Origin of the sequence: Paenisporosarcina quisquiliarum (assembly GCF_043641925.1) — a bacterium.
Classification (GTDB): domain Bacteria; phylum Bacillota; class Bacilli; order Bacillales_A; family Planococcaceae; genus Paenisporosarcina; species Paenisporosarcina quisquiliarum_A.
The window spans coordinates 71,232-77,647 of the sequence record NZ_JBHZRU010000018.1; the positions used below are offsets into that span (position 1 = coordinate 71,232).

Annotated in this window: 8 protein-coding genes; 5 read left to right on the forward strand and 3 right to left on the reverse strand. The window is 37.3% G+C overall.

Annotated features, from left to right (window positions below):
- The first annotated feature begins 69 nt into the window (after window positions 1-69).
- Complete coding sequence (locus tag ACHUE4_RS13430) at window positions 70-717, forward strand: VC0807 family protein (protein WP_394190874.1); 648 nt, start codon at window positions 70-72, stop codon at window positions 715-717.
- A gap of 60 nt (window positions 718-777) precedes the next feature.
- Complete coding sequence (locus ACHUE4_RS13435; RefSeq protein ID WP_394190876.1) at window positions 778-1,146, forward strand: DUF2188 domain-containing protein; 369 nt, start codon at window positions 778-780, stop codon at window positions 1,144-1,146.
- Window positions 1,147-1,456: 310 nt separating this feature from the next.
- On the opposite strand, the gene ACHUE4_RS13440 is transcribed toward ACHUE4_RS13435, so the two are convergent.
- From ACHUE4_RS13440 to ACHUE4_RS13450, 3 genes are read right to left on the reverse strand one after another with little or no spacing between them, the layout of a single operon-like run.
- Window positions 1,457-2,179: an amino acid ABC transporter ATP-binding protein gene (locus ACHUE4_RS13440; RefSeq protein ID WP_394190878.1), complete on the reverse strand. Its 723-nt coding sequence runs from the start codon at window positions 2,177-2,179 to the stop codon at window positions 1,457-1,459.
- Window positions 2,172-2,831: an amino acid ABC transporter permease gene (locus tag ACHUE4_RS13445; protein ID WP_394190880.1), complete on the reverse strand. Its 660-nt coding sequence runs from the start codon at window positions 2,829-2,831 to the stop codon at window positions 2,172-2,174. Before ACHUE4_RS13445 ends, ACHUE4_RS13440 begins: the two co-directional genes overlap by 8 nt.
- Window positions 2,832-2,870: 39 nt before the next feature.
- Complete coding sequence (locus tag ACHUE4_RS13450) at window positions 2,871-3,656, reverse strand: transporter substrate-binding domain-containing protein (protein WP_394190882.1); 786 nt, start codon at window positions 3,654-3,656, stop codon at window positions 2,871-2,873.
- Window positions 3,657-3,962: 306 nt separating this feature from the next.
- Here ACHUE4_RS13450 and ACHUE4_RS13455 point away from each other — a divergent pair, with 306 nt between their 5' ends.
- The 3 genes from ACHUE4_RS13455 (at window position 3,963) to ACHUE4_RS13465 (ending at window position 6,190) form a co-directional block, all read left to right on the forward strand.
- Window positions 3,963-4,325, forward strand: coding sequence for a rhodanese-like domain-containing protein (locus ACHUE4_RS13455; RefSeq protein WP_394190884.1), 363 nt, complete (start codon window positions 3,963-3,965; stop codon window positions 4,323-4,325).
- A gap of 125 nt (window positions 4,326-4,450) precedes the next feature.
- Window positions 4,451-5,518 (forward strand): ABC transporter permease, encoded by a 1,068-nt coding sequence (locus ACHUE4_RS13460; RefSeq protein WP_394190886.1) that lies wholly within the window; start codon window positions 4,451-4,453, stop codon window positions 5,516-5,518.
- Window positions 5,519-5,521: 3 nt separating this feature from the next.
- Window positions 5,522-6,190 carry an ABC transporter ATP-binding protein gene (locus ACHUE4_RS13465; protein ID WP_394190888.1) on the forward strand — a complete coding sequence of 223 codons (669 nt, stop codon included), beginning with the start codon at window positions 5,522-5,524 and terminating at the stop codon, window positions 6,188-6,190.
- Window positions 6,191-6,416: the final 226 nt, after the last annotated feature.

Genomic DNA, 6,416 nt, shown 5'->3' on the forward strand with positions numbered 1-6,416 from the left:
AAGACATTGAAACTTTCATAGGCGTCATCTCGTATCAGGTATCAAATGGTTTATGGAAGGAATTTGTAGATGAAAAACAATGTTATCTTGCTCGATTTAATTTTTTATTTAGCTTTGCCCTTATTTGTATGGCATGTGTTACGCGACCATGTTGGTGACTACTATGCCATGTTGTTGACGAGTGTACCAGGCATTATTTATACCTTATATCGATTTAAACAAACGAAGAAACTGAATGTTACCGGAACTTTTATTTTGGCGACTTTAATCATTGGAACTGTGATTGACTTATTATCAGGATCTGCACTAAGACTTCTATGGAATAACGTGTTTTATTCACTTGCTATGGGCGTGTTTTTTATCGGAACAATGCTATTTAAACGTCCGCTGGCACTCTATTTCGCATTAGATGTGGCTGAATTACAAGGTCATGATCGGAAATTTAGTAAGCATTTATTTTATCACAATCCTCTATTGCTTATTTTCCAAGGAATAACGCTAATTTTAGCTTTAAGAAGCGGTTTGTTCGCAGGTCTTAATTCATGGTTAATCTTAGAGTATGGAGTCGAGGCTTTTGATAAAGGAATATTATTAAAACAAGTATTAGGTTGGGTAATAACCGGTGTAACTGTTATCGGATTTTTCTATGTAAGTAAAGTGATACAAGACTCGCCGGAATTGATTAAGAAAGTGCAAGCTGATCTTGCAGAATCGTAATTTTAGGTTTTGTTGAAGAGGAATAGGGAACTCTTATTACTAAAAAAGGAGAGGATTTCTATGCCTTGGAATAAAAATGATTACCCAGATTCATTTAACAACTTGAATGCAGATGTTAGGAATAAAGCAATCGAAATTGCCAATGCATTGCTTGAGGATGGTATGGAGGAAGGAAGAGCCATTGCCATCGCCACTGAAAAGGCAAGAGAATATGTCACTGGCGACAAGAAGCAAGAGGTCTATCAAGTGAACGCACATACCGATGGGTGGCAATTAACGAAAGAATCGAGCAAGAGAGCTATTTTTGTATCCGAGACGAAGGATACATTACTTGATAAAGCCAAACCATATGTGAATGAAAGAAATGGTGTGTTGAAGGTTTATCATGAAGACGGATCCTTGCAAGATACATTGTATGAAATAGATTGATGTTGAGGTTGCCTCGTTAGGAGGTGACTTTTTTTGATGGTCGCCAAAGATTAGAAAGTTGCTAATTAATGAATAAAAGTTGGTACTTATTTAGACCACAGCCACTATTTCTAGCCCGTCAAATTGTTTGAAAATCATGAATTTTAGAATGTGGTACTCGAATCCTAGAATTGGGCACTCGAATTCGAGAATAGCCCCATCCAAATGGAGAAAAACCTCATCCAATCCTTGAATACCAACCGCCAAATCGAGAATGCTCCTATTTCAAGACAAAAAAAGCCTCTGCCGCAGCAGAAGCATCCAAATGTAATTATAAAATTTTGTCCAAAAAGTCTTTTGCTCTTTCAGTCTTTGGATTAGTGAAGAAATCGTTCGGTTTGCCTTCTTCAAGTAAGACACCGTGATCTAAGAACAGAATACGATCGGCGACTTCACGAGCAAAACCCATTTCATGTGTCACGACAATCATGGTCATGCCTGATTTCGCGAGGTCTTTCATAACATCCAATACTTCTTTCACCATTTCAGGGTCAAGTGCGGATGTTGGTTCATCGAATAACATAAGTTCAGGTTCCATAGCTAGTGCACGAGCAATAGCCACACGCTGTTTCTGGCCGCCAGATAGGCTGCTTGGATAAGCGGATTCTTTTTCAGACAAGCCAACTTTGTGCAACAAGCTTCGCGCGCTTTGTTCAGCTGCTTGTTTTTTCACGCCTTTTGCTTTCATTGGTGCGTAGGTTAAGTTTTCTAAAACCGTCATATGTGGAAACAAATGAAAATGTTGAAAAACCATGCCAATTTGTTGGCGCATTTTATGGATTGGCGTTTTTGAATCGGTTAAATCTTGATTTTCAACGAGAATTTTCCCTGATGAAGGAGTCTCTAAAACATTTAAGCATCGAAGGAAAGTTGATTTTCCGGAGCCGGAAGGACCGATTATTGCGACAACTTCGCCTTTTGAAATTTGAGTCGAAATATTAGTTAGCACTTCATTTTTCCCAAAGCTTTTGGATAGATTCTCAACTTTAATCACTGACCTTCAACCTCCTTTCAATCACTTTGCCAATGGAGGATAGAACAAAGACCATCAACCAGTAAATGAATCCGACAAAAAGCAAAGGTTCAAAACTACGGTAGATGTCTGATCCCACTACTTGAGCACGACGCATTAAGTCTAATACCGAGATCGTTGATACAAGTGCAGACTCTTTCGTCAATGTGATGACTTCGTTCATAAGCGCAGGTAAAATATTTTTAAAAGCTTGCGGTAAAATGATATCTTTCATCATTTGTTTATAAGGGATACCTAGTGCCATAGCAGCTTCTGTTTGGCCTTTATCGACTGCTTGAATGCCCGCGCGAATAATTTCGGATATATATGCAGCTGAATTTAGGCCGAAAGCTAAAATAGCTGATAAAAATGGAGAAATATCATAACCAGTCAGTTGCGGAATAGCAAAATAGAAAATCATCAACTGAAGGATTAACGGCGTGCCTCGAAAAATGGATGTATAAACGATGGCAAACCAATTTAATAGTTTAATCGAACCAATCTTACATAATGCTAAGAGTGTTCCTAATATAAACCCGAAAATTAATGCAACAAATACAAATTTTAACGTTACCCAAATTCCTTCTAACATAAAAGGAATATAAGGCGTGATTTGACCAAAGTCTAAATTCATGCCTTACACCTCATTTCTATATTTTACTTTCACGCAAACTTATTCTTCTTTCAACCATTTGTCTTTCAATTCTTGTAGCTTGCCGTTTTCTTCAGCTTCTTTTAAGATTTCATTTACTTGGTCAACCAGTTCACTACCCTTAGGGAATGCAACTGCCATACCAGGAGAACTACTTGTTGGATCGTCGAAGCCAGCTAAGCCTTGTTCTTCGATGTACCCTTGAGCTACAGCCTTATCCATATAAGCAACATCAATTTTTTTAGACAATAACTCTTGAATCAGAACGTTTGAGTTATCCACTGCTTTCATTTCAAAATCTACTGTTTCTTTTTGAATTTTCTTAGCACCATCTTCTTGAATTGTGCCTAATTGAACGCCAAGTGATTTGCCTTTTAAGTCTTCGATCGTTTTAATATCCGAATCTTTTAGTGTAATAAACATTTCACCTGAATGATTGTATTCTGTAGAAAAATCGACATTTTCCTTACGTTTATCTGTTGCTGACATACCGGATAACACCATATCAATTCGTTCTGTTTGCAATGCACCAATCAAGCCATCAAATTTCATATCTTGTATTTTTAATTCATATCCCAATTCATCGGCGATGTAATTAGCTAAATCGATATCAAAACCTTCAAAGTTCCCTTCAACATCTCGTGACTCGAACGGTGGGAAATCAGCTGAAGTTGCCATTTCTATTACCTTTTTCTCCCCATCAGTTGAAGAGTTTGCATCCTCATTTGTAGAAGACTCTCCTCCACAAGCACCAAGAAGCAGTGCACTAATTGTTATCGTTCCTACTAGACCCCATTTTTTCAACATGTATATTCCTCCTTGTTAATGTATATTTATGCGATTAAATGGATTTTAACACGCTATTTATAACGTGTATAGTATTTTTATTCAAAAATTAAAAGTTCCATAATTCTGAAAACTGATGATTAAGCATATGTATTGGAGAGGTTGAAGGGACTAAAAGAGTTTATTCGAAATGATATTGTGAATAAATATGCATAAACGAAGATTTGATTCATTGTCGAATAAAACCCCGCAGGGTATATGTTTTGACACGGGGCTTTGTATCATTACAATAAGGATTAGAAACAAATACGAATGTTGGAGGAAAATATGAAAAAATTAGTAGTTTTGATTGCCATTGTTACATTATTTCTTGCTGCATGTGGATCAGAAAATAGTTATGAAACCATTGAAATAGATACGATTCCACAAAAAATCGAGGAAGGGTACCAAGTGTTAGATGTTAGAGAGCTGTCTGAATATGACATGGGACATATTGTTGGTGCAGAAAATAAGCCGCTTTCTGAATTAAAAGCTGGTAACTTTGAAGGTTTGGATTCAAGTGAAAAGTATGTGGTAATTTGCCAAAGTGGGAATCGATCTAAAGAAGCTAGTGAAATCTTAACTGGTGAAGAATACTCAATCTTAAATGTTGCTACAGGCATGTCATCTTGGACTGGGGAAATCGAATAGTATCGACCGAATTGTTAGGTATTTCAAGTTTTAGCATATTAACTAGTTCTATAAGTTGAATTCATTTGCCCGCTTGAGCATACTAAATGAAAGATACATAAATTCATTTAGTAGGATGTGAAGCGATGTTTTTGGCGTGGAATGAAATTAAGAAAAACAAACTCCGGTTTGTATTAATCACTGGTGTGTTAATGCTTGTTTCTTATTTAGTCTTTTTCTTATCTGGTCTAGCAAACGGACTAGAGAGCTTGAATCGAGAAGCGGTCGATAAGTGGGATGCTACGGGGATCGTTTTAACAGAGGAATCGGATAAGAGCATGCCTCAATCTTCAATGACAATTGAAGATGCAGACACGATTGATGCGAATGAAATTGCTATTATTGGTCAATTAAACGCAGTTGCCACAAGTGCAGAAAATAAAGCAAATGTCGCCATTTTTGGGATTGAAGAAGACAGCTTTATTATGCCTGAAGTAACTGAAGGTGAAAGCTTCTCAAATGAAAATGAAGTCATTGCCAGTGATACATTACTAGAAGAAGGATTTAAACTTGGCGATGAATTAGAATTATCATCTACTGATGAAGTGTTGAAAATTGTCGGATTTACAGAGTCAGCAAGATTTAATGCAGCACCAGTGTTGTATGGCGATTTATCGACTTTCCAACGAGTGAAATTCGGTGAGGCAGCTGACGAAAATGAGAACCAAATTAATGCAGCGGTTATTCGAACGGACGATCTGTCGAAAGTAACAATTGATGATAACTTTGAATTAATAGAAACCGAAACATTTATCGAAAATCTACCTGGTTATACGGAACAAAGTTTAACACTCACGTTTATGATTTATTTCTTATTTGTTATTTCATCTGTGATTGTGGCAATATTCCTTTATGTATTAACGGTACAAAAAATAAGTATGTTTGGTGTAATGAAAGCACAAGGAATATCAAACCGATATCTTGCGAATTCTGTTGTTGCCCAAACATTTATATTAGCAGCAATTGGGGTAGTGGTAGGATTTGGGTTAACATTGTTAACTGGAGCATTTCTACCCGCGGCAGTTCCAGTAGCCTTTGACCTTGTAACCATGATGATTTACGGACTAGTATTAATAGCAGTTGCCATAGTTGGCGCAGTATTTTCTGTCTGGACCATTGTGAAAATTGATCCACTGAAAGCGATAGGGGGCTAAACCATGGCTGTATTGGAATTAAATCAAGTTACGAAATCCTTCGGTGAAGGTCATAAAAAAGTAGAGGCTATGAAAGAAACAGAGTTTAAAGCTGAAAAAGGTGAATTGATTGCCGTCATCGGTCCTTCTGGTTCAGGGAAAAGTACATTTTTAACCGTTGCTGGAGGTCTTCAAACTCCTACTAGTGGAGAAGTGATTATAAACAATCAAAACATTACAAAGCTGGCTGAAAAGAAGAGGTCAAATATTCGATTACAGGAAATTGGTTTTATTCTGCAGTCTTCAAATCTTGTCCCGTTCCTAACAGTGGACAACCAAATGCGGTTGCTCGATAAGGTGAAAAAAGGCAATATGACGAAGGAAGAGTTAGAGCAATTGTATAATGATCTAGGGATTTATGACTTGAAGCAAAAGTATCCGTCAGATTTATCGGGTGGTGAGCGACAACGTGTGGCAATCGCCAAATCCTTATATAGTAACCCATCCATCCTCTTAGCAGATGAGCCGACAGCATCTCTTGACTCAGATCGAGCATATGAAGTAATGGAGCTTTTGCAAACAGAAACGAAGAATAAAAACACCACAACGATTGTCGTTACTCACGATACTCGTCTCATCGATTATTGTGATAAAGTATTCAAAATGACAGATGGTGTACTCGCCTTACAATAATAATAAAAGGACCTTTCCATTATCGGGAAGGTCCTTTCATGTTGTCGATAATTAAGAATGTAAATTCCATTGCGACGGACGCTTTCCGCGTGCACAACTTCAGCCGCATCCCTCGCGATGCTCAGTCTAGGGTCTTCAGTTCGTGCTGATTGAGGCCACTGAAAAAGACATGTTTTTTGGCTATCTATAAGTTTGGAGTATCATAAAAATAAAAAAAGGGACTTTA

Excerpts from the sequence above, each read along its gene's own strand:
- ACHUE4_RS13430 (WP_394190874.1), top strand. The coding sequence starts at position 70 with ATGAAAAACAATGTTATCTTGCTCGATTTAATTTTTTATTTAGCTTTG.
- ACHUE4_RS13435 (WP_394190876.1), top strand. The coding sequence starts at position 778 with ATGCCTTGGAATAAAAATGATTACCCAGATTCATTTAACAACTTGAAT.
- ACHUE4_RS13445 (WP_394190880.1), bottom strand. The coding sequence starts at position 2,831 with ATGAATTTAGACTTTGGTCAAATCACGCCTTATATTCCTTTTATGTTA.
- ACHUE4_RS13450 (WP_394190882.1), bottom strand. The coding sequence starts at position 3,656 with ATGTTGAAAAAATGGGGTCTAGTAGGAACGATAACAATTAGTGCACTG.
- ACHUE4_RS13455 (WP_394190884.1), top strand. The coding sequence starts at position 3,963 with ATGAAAAAATTAGTAGTTTTGATTGCCATTGTTACATTATTTCTTGCT.
- ACHUE4_RS13460 (WP_394190886.1), top strand. The coding sequence starts at position 4,451 with ATGTTTTTGGCGTGGAATGAAATTAAGAAAAACAAACTCCGGTTTGTA.
- ACHUE4_RS13465 (WP_394190888.1), top strand. The coding sequence starts at position 5,522 with ATGGCTGTATTGGAATTAAATCAAGTTACGAAATCCTTCGGTGAAGGT.